This is a genomic window from Caballeronia sp. LZ035 (assembly GCF_031451175.1).
In the GTDB taxonomy this organism is placed as follows: Bacteria; Pseudomonadota; Gammaproteobacteria; order Burkholderiales; family Burkholderiaceae; genus Caballeronia.
On sequence record NZ_JARUXS010000048.1, the window covers coordinates 1 to 412 of the forward strand.

The window sequence follows — 412 nt, forward strand, 5'->3', positions numbered from 1 at the left end:
GGTGTCGTAATTGCGCTCGGCATGCAGCTTGACCTGCTCGGAACCTTGCTTGTCCTCGAAGCGGAACATGTTGGCGTTGCTGCTGTTGCCGTTGGGCGTGCGGGTGAGGAAACCGCTCTGCGTGGCCGAGTCGGGCAGATTGAATGGAGGCATCTGCGAGGCGTTGTAGACGCGCCCGGTGATGAGCGGCCGATCGATGTTGCCGTTCATGAAATCCACCACGACTTCCTGGCCGATACGCGGAATATAGATGCCGCCGTAGTTGGACCCGGCCCATGCATCGGAGACGCGTACCCAGCAGGAGCTGTTCTCATCGCTCTTGCCGTAGCGGTCCCAGCGGAATTGCAGCTTCACGCGTCCGAGCTGATCGGTCCAGATGGTTTCGCCCGCGGGCCCTACCACGACCGCAGTC

Annotated in this window: 1 protein-coding gene; it reads right to left on the bottom strand. The window is 61.7% G+C overall.

Features of this window, described 5'->3' with window-relative positions; all coding sequences use genetic code 11:
- Positions 1–412 (bottom strand): type VI secretion system tip protein TssI/VgrG (gene tssI / locus QCE88_RS42010; protein ID WP_309911949.1); only part of this gene is annotated, 412 nt, incomplete at both ends.